Source organism: Rhizobium sp. M10 (assembly GCF_002531955.1).
Lineage (GTDB): Bacteria > Pseudomonadota > Alphaproteobacteria > Rhizobiales > Rhizobiaceae > Rhizobium > Rhizobium etli_C.
Genome location: NZ_NWTA01000005.1, coordinates 351,371 through 368,779 on the forward strand (window position 1 = coordinate 351,371; position 17,409 = coordinate 368,779).

17 protein-coding genes, 1 pseudogene and 1 riboswitch are annotated in these 17,409 nt (G+C 62.0%); of the genes and pseudogenes, 12 read left to right on the forward strand and 6 right to left on the reverse strand.

The features are described from left to right. The first annotated feature begins 12 nt into the window (after nucleotides 1–12). The gene (locus CO671_RS11255; protein WP_097605962.1) at nucleotides 13–495 is read left to right on the forward strand and encodes a GNAT family N-acetyltransferase; all 483 of its coding nucleotides are present in this window, start codon (nucleotides 13–15) and stop codon (nucleotides 493–495) included. Nucleotides 496–548: 53 nt separating this feature from the next. Here the strand turns inward: CO671_RS11255 and CO671_RS11260 are convergent, their stop codons facing one another. Next, nucleotides 549–1,481 carry a dihydrodipicolinate synthase family protein gene (locus CO671_RS11260; protein WP_097605963.1) on the reverse strand — a complete coding sequence of 311 codons (933 nt, stop codon included), beginning with the start codon at nucleotides 1,479–1,481 and terminating at the stop codon, nucleotides 549–551. A gap of 210 nt (nucleotides 1,482–1,691) precedes the next feature. Between CO671_RS11260 and CO671_RS11265 the strand changes: the two genes are divergently transcribed. From CO671_RS11265 to CO671_RS11300, 8 genes are all read left to right on the forward strand, one after another. Then, nucleotides 1,692–3,908: a primosomal protein N' gene (locus CO671_RS11265; RefSeq protein WP_097605964.1), complete on the forward strand. Its 2,217-nt coding sequence runs from the start codon at nucleotides 1,692–1,694 to the stop codon at nucleotides 3,906–3,908. A 79-nt stretch (nucleotides 3,909–3,987) separates the two neighbouring features. Beyond that, entirely contained in the window at nucleotides 3,988–4,377 is a 390-nt protein-coding gene (locus CO671_RS11270; RefSeq protein WP_010026651.1) for a hypothetical protein, read from the forward strand. A gap of 254 nt (nucleotides 4,378–4,631) precedes the next feature. Beyond that, the gene (locus CO671_RS11275; protein ID WP_170964966.1) at nucleotides 4,632–5,198 is read left to right on the forward strand and encodes a F0F1 ATP synthase subunit delta; all 567 of its coding nucleotides are present in this window, start codon (nucleotides 4,632–4,634) and stop codon (nucleotides 5,196–5,198) included. Then, entirely contained in the window at nucleotides 5,198–6,727 is a 1,530-nt protein-coding gene (atpA, locus tag CO671_RS11280) for a F0F1 ATP synthase subunit alpha (protein ID WP_097605965.1), read from the forward strand. Before CO671_RS11275 ends, atpA begins: the two co-directional genes overlap by 1 nt. 28 nt (nucleotides 6,728–6,755) lie before the next feature. Then, a complete protein-coding gene (locus CO671_RS11285; RefSeq protein WP_097605966.1) occupies nucleotides 6,756–7,640 on the forward strand; it encodes a F0F1 ATP synthase subunit gamma in 885 nt (294 codons plus the stop codon). A gap of 22 nt (nucleotides 7,641–7,662) precedes the next feature. Further along, nucleotides 7,663–9,090 carry a F0F1 ATP synthase subunit beta gene (gene atpD, locus CO671_RS11290; protein ID WP_097605967.1) on the forward strand — a complete coding sequence of 476 codons (1,428 nt, stop codon included), beginning with the start codon at nucleotides 7,663–7,665 and terminating at the stop codon, nucleotides 9,088–9,090. Beyond that, nucleotides 9,090–9,329, forward strand: coding sequence for a hypothetical protein (locus tag CO671_RS11295; protein ID WP_097605968.1), 240 nt, complete (start codon nucleotides 9,090–9,092; stop codon nucleotides 9,327–9,329). The genes atpD and CO671_RS11295 overlap by 1 nt, the downstream gene beginning before the upstream one ends. After that, entirely contained in the window at nucleotides 9,329–9,736 is a 408-nt protein-coding gene (locus CO671_RS11300; RefSeq protein ID WP_010053653.1) for a F0F1 ATP synthase subunit epsilon, read from the forward strand. The genes CO671_RS11295 and CO671_RS11300 overlap by 1 nt, the downstream gene beginning before the upstream one ends. A 240-nt stretch (nucleotides 9,737–9,976) precedes the next feature. Here the strand turns inward: CO671_RS11300 and CO671_RS11305 are convergent, their stop codons facing one another. The 5 genes and pseudogenes from CO671_RS11305 to CO671_RS11325 all read right to left on the reverse strand — a co-directional run bounded on the left by CO671_RS11305 (nucleotide 9,977) and on the right by CO671_RS11325 (nucleotide 14,885). Continuing rightward, entirely contained in the window at nucleotides 9,977–10,714 is a 738-nt protein-coding gene (locus CO671_RS11305; RefSeq protein ID WP_097605969.1) for a sugar transferase, read from the reverse strand. A gap of 167 nt (nucleotides 10,715–10,881) precedes the next feature. Further along, nucleotides 10,882–12,102 (reverse strand): acyltransferase, encoded by a 1,221-nt coding sequence (locus CO671_RS11310; protein ID WP_097605970.1) that lies wholly within the window; start codon nucleotides 12,100–12,102, stop codon nucleotides 10,882–10,884. 89 nt (nucleotides 12,103–12,191) lie between these two features. After that, nucleotides 12,192–13,202, reverse strand: a complete 1,011-nt coding sequence (locus CO671_RS11315; RefSeq protein ID WP_097605971.1) for an ABC transporter substrate-binding protein — start codon at nucleotides 13,200–13,202, stop codon at nucleotides 12,192–12,194. 68 nt (nucleotides 13,203–13,270) lie between these two features. Then, nucleotides 13,271–14,082: pseudogene (locus CO671_RS11320) on the reverse strand (ABC transporter ATP-binding protein). Beyond that, on the reverse strand, nucleotides 14,079–14,885 hold the full coding sequence (locus CO671_RS11325; protein WP_097606008.1) for an ABC transporter permease: 807 nt from the start codon (nucleotides 14,883–14,885) through the stop codon (nucleotides 14,079–14,081). The pseudogene CO671_RS11320 and the gene CO671_RS11325 overlap by 4 nt, the downstream one beginning before the upstream one ends. Before the next feature lie 208 nt (nucleotides 14,886–15,093). Continuing rightward, nucleotides 15,094–15,207: riboswitch (TPP riboswitch) on the reverse strand. Nucleotides 15,208–15,539: 332 nt separating this feature from the next. Here CO671_RS11325 and soxR point away from each other — a divergent pair. The 3 genes from soxR to CO671_RS11340 all read left to right on the forward strand — a co-directional run bounded on the left by soxR (nucleotide 15,540) and on the right by CO671_RS11340 (nucleotide 17,345). Next, nucleotides 15,540–16,010: a redox-sensitive transcriptional activator SoxR gene (gene soxR / locus CO671_RS11330; protein ID WP_097605973.1), complete on the forward strand. Its 471-nt coding sequence runs from the start codon at nucleotides 15,540–15,542 to the stop codon at nucleotides 16,008–16,010. Between the two features lie 120 nt (nucleotides 16,011–16,130). Further along, nucleotides 16,131–16,901 (forward strand): SDR family oxidoreductase, encoded by a 771-nt coding sequence (locus tag CO671_RS11335; RefSeq protein ID WP_097606009.1) that lies wholly within the window; start codon nucleotides 16,131–16,133, stop codon nucleotides 16,899–16,901. Between the two features lie 102 nt (nucleotides 16,902–17,003). Then, nucleotides 17,004–17,345 carry a metalloregulator ArsR/SmtB family transcription factor gene (locus CO671_RS11340; RefSeq protein ID WP_097605974.1) on the forward strand — a complete coding sequence of 114 codons (342 nt, stop codon included), beginning with the start codon at nucleotides 17,004–17,006 and terminating at the stop codon, nucleotides 17,343–17,345. Nucleotides 17,346–17,409 lie beyond the last annotated feature (64 nt).

Below are 17,409 nucleotides of genomic sequence, written 5' to 3' on the forward strand. Positions count from 1 at the left end.
GATCGTCGTGCCATGACGATCGATATCCGCATGATCCGCGATCGATTGCCGCAGGAGATCGCAGATCTCGAAAACGAGGCCCGCCGGGAGGGCCATCTCCATATCACTCGCCTCATCGGCGATTGGTCGGTCGGTGTCGTCAGGTTCGAGGGTGACGGCGAAAGGTTGCTGGGCGCCTATGTTGCGGAGGGGCTTGCGGGCATCGGGGGCATGACCATCGAGCCCACCCTGTCAGGGGCGTTGCGGATGCGGCGATTCTATATTCGTCCCGCAATGCGCCGGCGCGGCATCGGCCGGATGCTCGCCCTTTCTCTGCTCGATCATGCGCGGCCCTGCTGCAGCACCGTCACCGTTCATGCGGGAAATGATGCTGCGGCAGAATTCTGGGAGTCGCTCGGGTTTCAGCCGCGCGAGCGGGACCGTTATAGCCATGTTCTCGAGCTCGATGGGTCAGGCTGCCCTGACGGCGAATCGTCGTTGTTTCGCCGTCCATAGCCGCCGGCAATCATATCTGCTGCCGTCGATCCTGTCGCCCTCAAGCCCCATCCTCAGGCGCCGATCTCCTTGAGACGAATGGCCTGGCGGGCCAGCAGCCGCTCGACATCGGCAATATCGAGTGCCGAAAGCCTGGCGCCCGGTTTGCGCAGGATGGCGGACTTGATGACGCCGCGCTTGGCAAGCACATATTTGCGGCAGGCAAGGCCGATGCCCTGCTGCTGTTCGTAGCGGGCAAGCGGCAGATAGGCATCGAAGATCGCATGGGCGCGATCGGGATTGCCGGCCGCATAGGCTTCGACGACGCCGACCATCATCTCGGGATAACAGAAGCCAGTCATGGCGCCATCGGCGCCCCGGCCCATCTCTTCGGGCAGGAAGAGCCCGCCATTGCCGCAAAGAATGGAGATGCGCCGCATGGCACCCTTGTCGCTGGCGGCGCGGAGCGCTGATATCTTGGCAAGGCCCGGCCAGTCCTCATGCTTGAGCATGACGCAATTCGGCACGTCGTTGACGATGCGCTCGATAACCTTGGGCGCGATCGTCACATTGGTGGTGAGCGGATAATCCTGCAGCACGAAGGGCGTATCGCCCAGGGTCTCGCCGACCGACTGGTAGAAGGCGAAGGCCTGGTCGTCGGTCTTGACGGTCCAGGGCGGCGCGACCATGACGCCGGCCGCACCTTCGCCCATGACGGCTTCGGCGAGTTCGCGCATCGGCGCAAGTCCGGGCGCCGAGACGCCGACGACGACGGGAAGGCGCCCGTTGAGGCGCTTCAGCACCCGTTCGACCACGATCCGCGATTCCTCGGCGGTCAGCTTCGGGGCCTCGCCGAGCTGGCCGAGCACCGTCAGTCCGGTGACGCCGGCGCCCTCATAGAAGTCGATCATGCTGTCGATGCTGTCGAGATCGACCGCGCCGTCGTCGGTGAACGGGGTTACGGCGATCACATAGACGCCCCTGGCATTCTCGGTCAGTCTGGCCATTGGTGTTCTCCCATTCAGTGGCCGAAGAGCGGGCTCCGGCATTTCGAACAATCTTGCCGGCAATCTATGCGGCCAATCGCTCGCCCCGCAACTTTTTCGTATGAGCACGGGCGATCTCGCCAAAAACGGGTCGTGGTTCAGATTCCCCGCGCGATGCACTCCCGTCTTTGCGGTTCCAATTGCATCGATTTGCGGGCATGGTCTCGCCCGATGAGCACAGATTCGTCCGATCTCTTTGGCGCGCTGTTCGAAGCACCGCCCCTGAACCGAACGGTTCCGGTGCTGGTGCCGATGCCGGCGCCGAAACCCTATTCCTACTCGGTGCCGGAGGGCATGGCGGTCGAGCCCGGCTCGGTCGTGCAGGTGCCGCTTGGGCCGCGACAGGTGATCGGCGTCGTCTGGGACGGCGGCGAGGATGGCGTCGATCCGAAGAAGCTCCGTCCGATCAGCCATGTCTTCGACTGCCCGCCGCTTTCCAGGGAGATGCGGGATTTCATCGACTGGGTGGCGGCCTATACACTCTCGCCACCCGGCCTCGTCGCGCGCATGGCGCTGAGGGCGCCGAACGCCTTCGAGCCCGAGCCGATGGTCGAGGGGCTGAAGTTCGTCGGCGGCGAGCCGGAGCGGCTGACGCCGGCGCGCGTCCGGGTGCTCGAGACCGCTTCGGACGGCTTGTCCTGGACGCGCAGCGGCCTGGCGCATGCGGCGGGTGTTTCGACCAGCGTCGTCGACGGGCTGATCACGCTCGGCATCTTCGAAACGATCTTCCTGCCGCCGCCGCCGGTCGTGGCGATGCCGGATCCCGAATTTGCCGCCGCGCGCCTCGAAGGGCCGCAGAAAGAGGCGGCCGCGGAGATCGTCTCCGACGTTCGCAAGGGCGAATTTACCGTATCGCTGATCGACGGCGTCACCGGTTCCGGCAAGACCGAGGTCTATTTCGAGGCGATCGCCGAGACGCTGAAACGTGGCAGGCAGGTGCTGATCCTGCTGCCGGAGATCGCGCTGACGGCCAGTTTCATGGAGCGTTTTCAGGATCGCTTCGGGGCAAAGCCCGCCGAATGGCATTCCGACCTCGCCCCGCGCATGCGCGAAAAAGTCTGGCGCCAGGCGGTGACCGGCGAAGTCCGTGTCGTGGCGGGCGCCCGCTCGGCGCTCTTCCTGCCTTTCGAGGATCTCGGCCTCATCATCGTCGACGAGGAGCACGATCCCGCCTACAAACAGGAGGATCGGGTCTTCTACAATGCCCGCGACATGGCCGTGGTGCGCGGCCGTATCGGCGATTTCCCGGTTGTCCTGGTGTCGGCGACGCCATCGGTCGAAAGCCAGGTCAACGGCCAGAACGGGCGCTACAGCACCGTGCATCTGCCGACGCGCTTCGGCGATGCGGCGCTGCCCGACCTGCATCTCATCGATATGCGCAGGCACGCGCCGGAGCGGGGCGGCTTCCTGTCGCCGGTGCTGATCCGGGCGATCGGCAAGACGGTGGAGCGGCGCGAACAGGCGCTGCTCTTTCTCAACCGGCGCGGTTATGCGCCGCTGACGCTCTGCCGGGTCTGCGGCCACCGCTTCCAATGCCCGCAATGTTCGAGCTGGCTGGTCGAGCATCGTTTCCGCAAGCAGTTGCAGTGCCATCAATGCGGCCATGCCGAGCGCACGCCGGAAGCATGCCCGGAATGCGGCACGCTCGACCATCTGGTTGCCTGCGGGCCTGGCGTCGAGCGCATCGCCGAAGAGGTGGAGCGGCATTTCCCCGAGGCGCGGACGATCGTTCTTTCCTCGGATATCATGGGTGGGGTGAAGCGGCTGCGGCTGGAGCTCGATGCCATCGCCAAGGGCGAGGCCGATATCGTGATCGGCACCCAGCTCGTCGCCAAGGGCCACAATTTTCCGCTGATGACGCTGGTCGGCATCATCGACGCCGATCTTGGCCTCGCCAATGGCGATCCGCGCGCGGCCGAGCGCACCTTCCAGCTTCTGTCGCAGGTGACCGGCCGGGCCGGGCGCACCGGGCTCAAGAGCCATGGGCTGCTGCAGACCTACCAGCCGCAGCATCCCGTGATGCAAGCGATCGTATCCGGCGATTCCGATGCTTTTTACGAGCGCGAGATCACCGAGCGCGAACGCGCCGCCCTGCCGCCCTTCGGCCGGCTGGCCTCGATCATCGTCTCGGCCGAAACCCGCCACGACGCCGAAAACCATGCACGCGGCATGCGCAACGCCGCACCCCAGGTGTCCGGAATCTCGGTGCTCGGCCCGGCGGAGGCGCCGCTGGCGCTGGTGCGCGGCCGCCATCGCTTCCGGCTTCTGGTGCACGGTCGGCGCAACTCCGACATGCAGGGCTTCCTGCGGGCGATGCTGTCGCAATCGCCGAAGGAGCGCGGATCGGTGCAGGTGCAGCTCGATATCGATCCGCAGAGCTTTCTGTAGATCGTTCCGCACGCCGCGTTTCCGGATCCGGCCGATCATGGCATAAACACAGAATCAGCGGGTGATTTGGGGTCGAGGCATGGAATTTGAGTTTCCGACGGAATTTGGCGAGCAGCTTGCCTTCGGCGCAGCCGCCTTCACGGCCTTTGCCGGCTTCGTCATCATGTTTGCGCCCGGCCTTGCGATGAGGGTCTTCGGTCTGGCGCCGCGCGGCGAGCGGCCTGAAGGTTTCAGCGAGGTCCGATCGATGGGCGGCTTCTATCTCGGTCTTGGCCTCGCTGCTATCATGCTGGCTCAGCCGATGATTTATACCGCCTTCGGCGCAGCGTTCGCCATGGCCGCGTTTGCCCGCATCGTCTCCATCCTGTCAGATAAGGGGAGTACTTACCTCAACTATTTACTTCTGGTTGTGCAGGCGATTATCGCGGCATTGCCGCTGCTGTATGTTTTCGGCTTCTTCCAGGCATAATTTTCGCCGCCGGCGGCGGCTTGCGCGGCCCGCTTTCAGGCCATTGCGCAATTTTGCGAACAGAAATTCATGTGAAAGGCGTATTCGGGCATTACGCGTGTTGCGAGTCCGAACATCCTATGTTAGACGGACCCCGAATTTCGGAAGAAGCAAGAGGCTTCTCTTGTGATTTCTGGGGGAAATCAAAACGAATTCAAGATCATAGGTTCGGCGCCCGCCGAGAGCCGGATTTTGGATTGAAATCAGGGAAATTTGTGCCAGTGGCAGACACGTCCCAGCTTACTTCTGGTGTTGCCGAGCGCTATGCCTCGTCGCTTTTCGAGCTGGCGCTCGAACAGGGCGCCGTCGACAGCGTCACCGCCGATCTCGACCGTTTCCAGGCGATGCTGGATGAGAGCGCCGAACTGAAGCGCTTCGTCGCAAGCCCGGTTTTTTCCGCTGAAGACCAGCTGAAGGCGATTGTCGCCATCAGCGAGAGAGCTGGCATCAGCGGCTTCTTCGCCAATTTTCTGAAGGTCGTGGCGCGCAATCGCCGCCTGTTTGCCCTGCCGGGCATGATCAGGGCCTTCCGCCTCATCGCCGCGAATCATCGCGGTGAAATCTCCGCCGAGGTCACCTCGGCGCATGCGCTCTCCCAGGCGCAGGAAACCGAATTGAAGGCGGCACTCAAGAGCGTCACCGGCAAAGACGTGACGATTTCAGTCACGGTTGATCCGTCAATTCTTGGTGGTCTGATCGTGAAGGTCGGGTCCCGTCAGATTGATACGTCTCTTCGTACCAAACTCTCTACCCTTAAGCTCGCATTGAAAGAGGTTGGCTGATGGATATCCGCGCCGCGGAAATTTCCGCAATTCTCAAAGACCAGATCAAAAATTTCGGCAAAGAGGCAGAAGTCTCGGAAGTCGGCCAGGTTCTCTCCGTCGGTGACGGTATCGCTCGCGTTTACGGTCTGGACAATGTCCAGGCTGGTGAAATGGTCGAGTTCCCCGGCGGCATCCGCGGCATGGCCCTGAACCTTGAATCCGACAACGTCGGTGTCGTTATTTTCGGCTCCGACCGCGACATCAAGGAAGGCGACACCGTCAAGCGGACCGGCGCCATCGTCGACGTTCCGGTCGGTCCGGAACTGCTCGGCCGCGTCGTCGACGCGCTCGGCAATCCGATCGACGGCAAGGGCCCGATCAATGCGACCCGCCGTTCGCGCGTCGACGTCAAGGCGCCCGGCATCATTCCGCGCAAATCGGTTCATGAGCCGATGTCGACCGGCCTCAAGGCCATCGACGCGCTGATCCCGGTCGGCCGCGGCCAGCGCGAGCTCGTCATCGGCGACCGCCAGACCGGCAAGACCGCCATCCTGCTCGATGCCTTCCTCAACCAGAAGGCCATTCACGAGAGCGGTCCGGAAGGTGAGAAGCTTTACTGCGTCTACGTCGCCGTCGGCCAGAAGCGCTCGACCGTTGCCCAGTTCGTCAAGGTTCTCGAAGAGCGCGGCGCACTGAAGTACTCGATCATCGTTGCCGCCACGGCTTCCGACCCGGCGCCGATGCAGTTCCTGGCTCCGTTTGCCGGCTGCGCCATGGGCGAATATTTCCGCGACAACGGCATGCATGCGCTGATCGGCTATGACGACCTGTCCAAGCAGGCCGTGTCCTACCGCCAGATGTCGCTGCTGCTGCGCCGCCCGCCGGGCCGCGAAGCTTATCCGGGCGACGTTTTCTACCTGCATTCGCGCCTGCTCGAGCGTGCTGCGAAGATGAACGACGACAAGGGCGCCGGCTCGCTGACGGCTCTGCCGGTCATCGAAACGCAGGGCAACGACGTGTCGGCCTTCATTCCGACCAACGTGATCTCGATCACCGACGGTCAGATCTTCCTTGAAACCGACCTGTTCTATCAGGGCATCCGCCCGGCCGTGAACGTTGGTCTCTCGGTTTCCCGCGTCGGTTCGTCGGCGCAGATCAAGGCGATGAAGCAGGTTGCCGGCTCGATCAAGGGCGAACTCGCCCAGTATCGCGAAATGGCCGCCTTCGCCCAGTTCGGTTCGGACCTCGACGCTGCGACGCAGCGCCTCTTGAACCGCGGCGCACGCCTGACCGAACTCCTGAAGCAGCCGCAGTTCTCGCCGCTGAAGACGGAAGAGCAGGTCGCGGTGATCTTCGCCGGCGTCAACGGCTATCTCGACAAGCTGCCGGTCGCTTCGGTCGGCAAGTTCGAGCAGGGCTTCCTCTCCTATCTGCGTTCGGAAGGCTCCGCCATCCTCGACGCGATCCGCACGGAAAAGGCAATCAGCGACGATACCAAGGGCAAGCTCACCGCTGCTCTCGATAGCTTCGCAAAGTCTTTCTCGTAATCAGGCCCTAAGTTAGGACGGATCACGGATGCCTTCACTTAAGGATCTGAAAAACCGGATCGCCTCCGTCAAGGCGACGCAGAAGATCACCAAGGCGATGAAAATGGTCGCCGCGGCGAAGCTTCGGCGTGCGCAGGAGGCGGCCGAGGCCGCCCGGCCCTATTCGCAGCGCATGGGTGCGGTTCTGGCGAACATCGCCAAGGCCGTCACCGATGCGGATGGCGCACCGGCGCTGATGACCGGCACCGGCCAGGACAAGGTCCATCTGCTGGTGGTCTGCACGGCCGAGCGCGGTCTTTGCGGCGGCTTCAACTCGCAGATCGCCCGCTTTGCGCGCGATCATGTCCGCAAACTGCTTGCCGAGGGCAAGACGGTGAAGATCTTCACCGTCGGCAAGAAGGGTTACGACATCCTTCGCCGCGAATTTGCGCCGCTGATCATCGAGCGCAAGGAGCTGCGCGACGTCAAGAAGATCGGTTTCGAAAATGCCGACCAGATCGGCAAGCGCATCATCGAGATGTTTTCGGCCGGCGAGTTCGACGTCTGCACGCTGTTCTACTCCGAGTTCAAGTCGGTGATCAGCCAGGTTCCGACCGCGCAGCAGCTCATCCCGGCCAAGGCTCCGGAAGCCGCTGCCGAAGATGCCGCCCATGCCGGCGCCGTCTACGAATACGAGCCGGATCCGGCGTCGATCCTCGACGATCTGATCCCGCGCAACATCTCCGTCCAGATCTTCCGTGCTCTCCTTGAGAACGTCGCGGGCGAGATGGGCGCCAAGATGAGCGCCATGGACAATGCGACGCGCAATGCCGGTGAGATGATCAACAAGCTGACGCTTAGCTACAACCGTCAGCGTCAGGCTCAGATCACCAAGGAACTGATTGAAATCATTTCGGGCGCGGAAGCGCTCTGAGTTAGGGAAAGAGGGTAAGAATATGGCTGAGGCAGCTACCCGCTCTGTCGGCAAAGTCACCCAGGTTATCGGCGCCGTCGTCGACGTTGCTTTCGAAGGCGAACTGCCGGCGATTTTGAACGCGCTCGAAACCGACAATAACGGCAACCGTCTGGTTCTCGAAGTCGCCCAGCATCTGGGTGAAAACGAAGTTCGCACGATCGCCATGGACTCGAGCGAAGGTCTCGTTCGCGGCCAGTTGGTTACCGATACCGGCGCTCCGATCATGGTTCCCGTCGGCAACGAGACGCTCGGCCGTATCATGAACGTCATCGGCGAGCCGGTCGACGAAGCAGGTCCGCTGGTCACCGCTCACAAGCGCGCCATCCACCAGGATGCGCCTGCCTATGTCGACCAGTCGACGGAAGCGCAGATCCTCGTTACCGGCATCAAGGTCGTCGACCTTCTCGCCCCGTATGCACGCGGTGGCAAGATCGGCCTCTTCGGCGGTGCCGGCGTCGGCAAGACCGTTCTGATCATGGAACTGATCAACAACGTCGCCAAGGCGCATGGTGGTTACTCGGTTTTCGCAGGCGTCGGTGAACGCACCCGCGAAGGCAACGACCTTTACCATGAAATGATCGAATCGAACGTCAACAAGCATGGCGGTGGCGAAGGCTCGAAGGCTGCGCTCGTTTACGGTCAGATGAACGAGCCGCCGGGTGCGCGCGCCCGCGTCGCCCTGACCGGCCTGACGGTCGCCGAACACTTCCGCGACCAGGGCCAGGACGTTCTGTTCTTCGTCGACAACATCTTCCGCTTCACGCAGGCCGGTTCCGAAGTGTCGGCTCTGCTCGGCCGTATCCCGTCGGCGGTCGGCTATCAGCCGACGCTCGCAACCGACATGGGCCAGATGCAGGAGCGCATCACCACGACGACAACCGGCTCGATCACCTCGGTCCAGGCCATTTACGTTCCGGCCGACGACTTGACCGACCCGGCGCCGGCAACCTCGTTCGCCCACCTTGACGCAACGACGGTTCTGTCGCGTTCGATCGCTGAAAAGGGCATCTACCCGGCCGTCGATCCGCTCGACTCCACCTCGCGCATGCTCGACCCGATGGTTGTCGGCGAAGAGCATTACGAAGTGGCCCGTAAGGTTCAGTCGACGCTGCAGCGCTACAAGGCCCTGCAGGACATCATCGCCATCCTCGGCATGGACGAACTATCCGAAGAGGACAAGATCGCCGTTGCCCGCGCCCGCAAGATCGAGCGCTTCCTGTCGCAGCCGTTCTTCGTCGCCGAAGTCTTCACCGGTTCGCCGGGCAAGCTCGTCGCCCTCGAAGACACGATCAAGGGCTTCAAGGGTCTCGTCAACGGCGAATACGACCACCTGCCGGAAGCCGCCTTCTACATGGTCGGATCGATGGACGAAGCTGTCGAGAAGGCCAAGAAGCTCGCTGCTGCCTGATGAGCGATGCTCAGGACGAGATATTCTGCTGCGACTCCCTGAAAGGGGTCGTGGCGGAACTTCCGGAACCGGCAGCACCTACCGTCTACCGTGCCGACAACGGCGTGATCATGATGGTCGTGGGGTTGGTTCAGACCGAGGAAGGCCTCGGATATCTCGACCAGGCGATAATGCACTGCCCGTTCTGCGGGACCAAATTGCAAGATGCAAAAGCCATAGCCGAGAAGGTAAGTCACTGATGGCTGACAATTTCAACTTTGAGCTCGTTTCGCCGGAGCGTCTGCTGCTGTCGGAGATGGTGACAGAGGTCGTCATTCCCGCGACCGAGGGCGAAATGACCGTCATGGCGCACCACGCGCCGACGATGACGACGATCAAGCCGGGTGTGGTGAGCGTACGTTCGGCTTCCGGCAAGAAGCAGGATTATGTCGTGTTCGGCGGGTTTGCCGATATCCTGCCGACAGGCTGCACTTTGCTTGCCGAATCCGCCGTTCCGGTCGAGGAACTCCACAAGGACGAGCTGACCCGTCGTATCGAGGCCGCCCGCAAGGAGCTCGAACATGCCGAGCTGCACGAGCACAAGTCGAAGCTCGAGCATTTCATCATGGAACTGACGCATCTGCGCGGCATCGTCCAGCAGGACTGACCGGGTAACGACAGCTTCATTGAAAGGCGGCCTCAATGGCCGCTTTTTTTGTGTCTGTCGTCTTCCTTGGATACGGAAAACAGCGTTGTCGTGCGGCTTCAAACGAACGCGGCCGGCTGTTTCGGTTGAGAAAACAGACGGCTTCAATCAGATCAGGGAAAACTTCAAAAGCGCGCCACAATCTTTCGGAGCGGCCTGCGCTGCTGACGGATTATGCAGCCGCTGTTTTGCCGCAGCGTCTCAGAAGCCGGTGCCGCCGCGCAGCTCGATGATCAGTGTCTTGAACAGGATCTTCAGGTCGAGCAGCAGGCTGAAATTCCTGACATAATAGATATCACAGGCGATGCGGGCCCGGGCTTCCAGCGGCCGTGTCGTCGGGCCGCGCCAGCCGCGTGTTTGCGCGAGGCCGGTGATGCCGGGGCGCATGATGTGTCGATGGTGGTAGTTCGGCACCACTTCCTCGTAGAGCCTGCCGGCTGCGCGCATGTTGATAGCATGGCAGCGTGGGCCGACCAGCGACATCTCGCCCCTGAGGACGTTCAGCAGTTGCGGCAGTTCGTCGATATTGGTCCTGCGGAGCATTGCGCCGATGCCGGTCATCCTGGCGTCGCCCTTGACGGTCTGCTGGACGCCGCTGGGATCGCAAGCTTCCGCCCGCATCGAGCGGAATTTGAAGACGTTGATCTTCCGGCCGTTCAGCCCCCAGCGGATCTGGCGGAAGAACACCGGACCGCCATCGTCGAGCTTGATGAAAAGAGCGATCGCCAGAAAAAGCGGCGCCAGCACGAGGAGGGCGTTGGCCGAGATGACGATGTCGATCAGCCGTTTCACGGCCAGTCGCAGCGCCGCCTTTCCTTCGCCATTGGAAAAGCTCTCCGGCTGGCGAATGTTGGAGTTCGCGATGACCAGGGTCCTGATTTTGATCTGACGCTGAGACGGATCGAAGCGTGAATTCGTCTTCGAAGTAAAAGCATTCATTACGCAAGGCCCGTAAGTTTAGATGCAATACTGAACTGTAGGGAGACAAATACATGCTCACGTAAGGTTTGTCATCGGGATAAATAGGAAATTGCTAACCCTAAAGACACCAAAAATGGGAGTATTCCCTGTTAACCTTAATGCCTGTAGTTGAAGTGGAAACGAAATTATACTTTAAAAGGAGTAGCCCGATCGGGTGAGTGCGATGTCAGACGGTTTCCCAAGTCGATCGCCGGTCGTTCAAGCAGGTGATAGCTGAGACTTGCCACCAGAAGGACGAGCGCCACCGTCAGCCCGCAGGATTGCAGCCAGCCGGTGACGACATTGTCCGAGGAGGCGCCGAACGAACCGGGATCGAGTCTCTGGATCAATGTCAGGATGATCTCCTGCCAGATATAAATGCCGAACGAGATCTTGGCGACGTAGCGGACGGGAGCGTTGTCGAGCAGCCTGCCCAGGCGATGCGAATGGCAGAGCGATACGAGCGCGGCTGCGATCGCCAGCGGAAAAACCGGAAATCCGTAAGGTATGTCGAGCCAGCCGTAAGCCTCGGCCGAACCGCCGGGCGATATGGCGAGGCGGTAGCCGGCAATGGCAAAAGCGAGAAGCGCTGCGGCATCGAACCAGAAGGAGCGCCTTGCAGGCAGCATGACGTCGATGCCGGCGGCAAGCGCGCCGAGCGCGAAGACCGCGAAGAAGCCGATCGGATTGTAATTGGGCATCCATTCCTTCGCCCCGCCCTGCAGGCCATAGGCCCAGCCGCGCTCGATGTCGTCGAGCGCGAAGAGCCTCAGGATTGCCAGATGGGCAATGAGGACGACGGCAATGACGCAGAGCCAGGCGGAACGGGCCAGCAACCGGCGCTGCCGCAGCCGCGGCAGGGGAAACAGCAGGAGAAAGCAGGCGGGCAGGAGCACATAGCTGGTGACCTCGAAGGGGATGGACCAGAGCGGTCCGTTGGCTTCGACAGGGAAAAACGTGCGCCAATGCCATTGGCTCATGAACAGCATTCCGGAGATGTAGCGAAGCGCAAGCTCCGGTGTCAGCGGCGCGGCAAGCAGCGTCAGGCTGACAACGAAGCTGACGGTGGCGGCGACCCAGAAGCCGGGGGCGATGCGCGCCGCCCTGCGGATGGCGTAGGTCCCGAGGCTCGGCATGTCGCTGCCGTCATCGAGCGCGCGCCAGAAGGGACGGGCCAGAAGAAAGCCGCTGAGCACGAAGAAAATGGCGACGCCGAAATTGCCGAAGCGGAGGATGTGCGCCGTCGACGCCAATTCATCGGGAATTCGGCGCATATCCAGCCGGAGCGCGAGATGATGAGCAAGCACCAGCAGGCAGGCCGTCGCGCGCAGAAAGTCCGCTCCGGCCAGTCTCTCCTGTGGTCGCATGTTATTCCCCACCCTGCCCGATCCGGCTCAAACTGTCCCGATCCGAAACTTGCCGCGGAACGCCGCCGCGGGCAAGGCCGGGGCGGCGTTCAGCCGAGGAGTTCGTTGGTATAATAGGTGGAAAAGTCCGGCTTCTCCTTGAGTGCTGCGCCATTCGCATCGACCAGGATGCCGTTCTCGAGCAGGAAGGCGCCGATGGCATCGGCCTTCGCCGGGTCGATTGTGCCGATCACGCCGGCCTCGGATTTGAGGAAATGCCCGTCGATCAATGCCTTCTGGGACGCTTTTACCAGTTCCGTATTCATCAGTGCGCCATTGCTGTTGGAAATCAGCAGGTCGCAGGCTTCGTCAGGATGGTCGACGGAATAGGCATAACCCTGGCGCGTGGCCTGGATGAAGGCGCGGGCGTGTTCCCGACTCACCGCAAGATAGGCGTCGCTGGAAACGATGACGGTCGTCTGCTCGTCGGGAATGCCATAATCGGAATAGTGGAAGCGGCCGAGCTTGCGGTTTTCCAGCTCGGCGGCGATGCCTTCCCAGGTGTAGATCTCCAGCGTGAAATCGACCGAGCCATTGTCCAGCGCCTCGTAGGCGGAAGTGCCGAGGGTGACGGTCTTGACGTCGCCCGTGCCGCCGTCATTGCGGATCATCGCGGAGATCAGAGCGCTCTCCCAGGTGCCGCCAAAGCCGCCATAGGTCTTGCCGTCGAGATCTTTAGGGCTTTTGATGTCGTCGCGTCCGGCCTTATAGATCAGACGCGCGGTTTCGGTCTGGACGACGCCGTAGACCATCTTCACGTCACCGCCGCCGGCGCGCTGCGTCATGGCCTCGATCTCGCTGCTGATGCCGAAATCGGCGACCCCGTTCGACACCAGCGTGCCGGCGCTGGTGTCGGTAAAGGGTAGAATTTCGACGTCGAGACCGGCGGCGGCATAGAAGCCCTTCGCCTTGGCGACATAGATGCCGATATGGTTGGTGTTGGGCGTCCAGTCGAGCGCAATGCGAACCTTTGCCGGCGCTGACTGGGCGAAGGCGGTGCGGCCGGCGAGGCTTGTCGCCAGGGCGGCGAGGATCGTCTGTCGACGGGTGAGAAGCAGCATGGTGACCTCCTCAGGTCTCTAGAGCATGATGCCGAAAAGTGTGAGCGGTTTTCGGACGACATCATGCTCTAACTCTTTAAATTGGAACAGGATTCTGATTTAGGCCGACCGGCCTAAAATCATCCTGTTCTAGCGGATGAAGCAGGGTTTGCAGGATTTCGGTCTCGATCGCCTGGGCCGCCGGCGAGCCGAGATCGGCGATGCTTCTCGGGCGGGGCAGGGGAACGCGGAATTGGCGGATGATACGCGCCGGGCGCGCCGATAGCACGTAGATCCGGTCGGAGAGGAACACCGCCTCGCGAACGTCGTGGGTGATCAACAAGGCCGTCCAGCGATGTTGCGTCCACATGCCCTGCAGCCATTCCTGGATCTGCGTGCGCGTCAGCGCGTCCAGCGCGCCGAAAGGCTCGTCGAGCAGCAGCATGTCCTGGCTCTGGACGACGGTGCGCAACAGCGCGGCGCGCTGGCGCATGCCGCCGGAGAGCTCGGCGGGATAATGGTGTTCGAAGCCGGCAAGGCCGAAATGCTCGAACAGCGGCGCCACGGTGGCGCGGGCGGCGCGACGGCTCATGCCGCCCACCTCCAGGCCGAGTGCGGCATTGTCGATGATCCGGCGCCAGGGCATCAGCGCGTCGCGTTGCGGCATGAAGGCAAAGGAATGCGGTGCCTGTTCCAGCGGGGCGCCCTTGAAGAGCAAGGCGCCTGAATCGGGTCGAAGCGCCTGGGTCAGCAGTCGGAGTACCGTCGACTTTCCGGAGCCGGAGGGGCCGACGATCGAGACGAACTCGCCGCTTGCGACAGCGAGCGAAATGTCGCCGAGCACCTGCATGCCGTCGAAGGATTTCGAAATCTTGCGCAGTTCGACCAGTTCATCGGTCATCGGCGGCGCTCCCCGGACGGTTGCCAGGGCATGACGAGGCGCTCGATCATCAGCGTCACTCCGAAGAGGCAGAGTGTCAGTACGGCGCTGACGACGACGGCGGCGAGGACGAGATCCGGCCGGAAATTGTTCTTGGCGTTGAGGATATAGATGCCGAGGCCGCGTGCGGCTCCCGCATATTCGGCAAAGATCGCGCCGACGACGGCATAGGTGATCGAGATCCTGAGGCCGGCGAAGAAATAGGGCAGCGAGGAGGGAAGCCGGGCCAGGCGGAAAATGCGCCAGCGGCTTGCCTTCATCGAGTTCAAGAGTTCAGCGATGTCGCGGTCGGTTGCCTCATAACCCTGCAGCAAAGCGACGAGCAGCGGGAAGAAGGTGACGAGCGCAACCAGCAATATCTTCGGCAACAGGCCGAAACCGAACCAGAGGACGACGAGGGGCGCGATCGCCACCAGCGGCAGGGTCTGGCTCGCAATGAAGATCGGCAGCAATGCCCGGCGCATGAAGGGCATGAAATCCATCAGGATCGACGAGACGAAAGCGAAGGCGAGCGACAGGGCGAAGCCGCCGAGTGTGGCGCCGAGCGTCGGCCAAGTGTTTGATATCAACGCTTCGCGGTTCAGCCAGCCCTGGGTCAGGATGCGCGAAGGCGCCGGCAGGATGGACGGTTTGATGCCGGAGAGATCGACATAAAGTTCCCATGCGGCCAGAAAAGCAAAACCGGCGAGCAGGGCGGGGGTCGCCCGGTAGAGGGCGGCACCGAGCGCGGCAAGGCGCGAATCCGATGGTGGTGGCGATGTCATCAGCGTCGATTTCAGGCTTTCGTCCGGCTGCATGATTCTTCAGGTCGGAATCGATCCAAGGACAAAATCATGCAGCGATTCAAAGTGCCGCGGCGCCCTTGGCGCGCTTGAAAAGTCGCGCGGCGCCGCAGATGCGCAAACCTGTCGAAGACATCGGGAATGGTGCCGGCCAGCCTGCCGGATATCGGAAAGGGTGACACTTGTGCGCCGGAAAACATCTGAACCTCGCTCCGCTGGCATTACCCAGATCAGCTTTGAAGGGTCCGGAGGCTTGCGCTTCTCATCTCAGCCCCGGCGACACGGAGCTCCCCTGTTATTTCAGCGAAAACTATCATCGGGGTTTTCTTACCGCAACCGCAAAATCACACATCCGTCCGCCGGGTCGGAACGGAACCGCGGACGCGAAAAAACACCCGGGCGGAGTCCTGCCCGGGTGTTTTCCGAGGTTCCGTACCTGCCGGGAACGGAACCCGAGCTCGTCTCAGGCGGATATATCGGCAGGACGCGGCCGTGGCGAGGGTGGCAAATGCCGGCGCCATGATTTCAGTCCGCTATCGACCGGGTGATCTGACTGTCGCTCCTTCCTGCACCTGGGCTTTACGCCCGGGGGAGCAGGCGTTATAAAACCTCAACTAATATTGAGGTCAAGAGGCGATGGATACGATCACCGTTACGCCGCTCGGCAGGCTTTTGACGGTCGGCGAAGTGGCGGAACGCAGCGGTCTTGCCGTCTCGGCATTGCATTTCTATGAGGCCAAGGGGCTGATCTCCAGCATCCGCACGCGCGGCAATCAGCGGCGTTACGGACGTGACGTGCTTCGCCGGCTCGGCATCATCAAGGTGGCGCAACGTGTCGGCATTCCGCTTTCGGAAATCCAGACGGCGTTTGCCTCCCTGCCGCAGGGGCGCACGCCGACGGTTGCTGACTGGCAGACGCTGTCGGCGCGCTGGAAGAATGAACTCGACGAGCGAATCAGACGGCTCAGCCTGCTGCGAGACCGTCTGACCGGCTGCATCGGCTGCGGCTGTCTGTCGATCGACAGCTGCCCCTTGCGCAATCCCTGCGATCGGCTTGGCGAGGAAGGGCCGGGTGCGCGGCTTCTGGAGAGCGGGAACGAAAGCTGAGCCTCCCGGAGCTCTCTCCTGCGCGGAAAGATCGATGCGTGCCTTTCTTTCGGCCGGCGCGCGCATATGTTAAGGGCGAATGACGCAACCGGCGGCATCGTCCGCGAGGAGGACGGCTTCGTGTTCCATCCGAGACTATTCGAAAATCGCAATGTCGTCGTCACCGGCGCCGGGCGGGGCATCGGCCTCGAGGTGGCCCGGCAGTTCCTGGACTGCGGCGCGAAGGTGATCGTCCATACCGGGCGCAAACCGGGACGGGATCTGCCGGATTTCCTGCTGACGGCTGAATCGGAAAGACGGGCGCTGTTGCTCAACGCCGATTTCACCGCGGTCGGCGGCGCTGCGCAATTTGCAGAGGACGCTCTCGCCTTCTTCGACAAGGTGCATGTGCTCGTCAACAATGCCGGCACCATGCTCGGCCGTTTTCCGGCCGCGACGCTGACCGACGCGGATTATGAAGCGATCGTGCGGCTGAACCAGACGTCGGTGGTGGCGCTGACCCGGGCGCTGTTGCCGGCATTGAAGGCGGCCGAAGGCGCGGCTATCGTCAACACGGTTTCGATTTCAGCGCTGACTGGCGGCAGTCCCGGTTCTTCGGTCTATTCGGCCTCGAAAGCCTTCGTTTCCACCTATTCCAAGGCGCTTGCCCGTGAGCTGGCGCCGGATGGCATCCGGGTCAATTGCGTCTCGCCGGGAACGATCGAGACGGATTTCCATGAGCGCTATTCCTCCCGCGAAAAGCTGGAGCAGACGCGAAAATCCATTCCCCTGCAACGGCTCGGCACGGCCGAGGATTGCGCTCCCGCCTATCTGTTCCTGGCGTCTTCTTCGCTCTCCGGATACATTACGGGCCAAGTCCTCGAGATCAACGGCGGTCAGCTTATCTGCTGATTTACTTGGACCTTTTTTGGCATTTCATCACATTTGACGAATTCGCTTGTGCGAATATGCTATTGTGCTGATCTACCTTTTGCTTCCCTTCCGAGATGCCGAATGCCGTTGCCTATACCGGAGCCGGGGATGACCGGCCAGGAATTGCACAAACTCGCTGCAAAAGCCCATGAAGCGAGCGATCTGCTGAAGGCGCTGGCGCATCAGAGCCGACTTCTCATCCTCTGCATCCTCGCGAATGAGGAGCGGACAGTGGGTGAAATCGAGAATATTCTCGGCATACAACAGGCAATGGTCTCGCAGCAACTCGCGCGTCTGAGGCTCGAAGGGCTGGTCAATACGCGCCGTCAGGGCAGGCTGGTCTATTACAGCATCGGCAATCTCAGCGTGCTTGCCTTCCTCGAATCGCTGTTCGATCTTTTTCCGGCTGCCGAAAGCGGTTAAAGCATGTCGGGTCGCGCGGCGGCTGCCGCGCAGAAGATGGGCTGGATCCGGATGATATCATGCC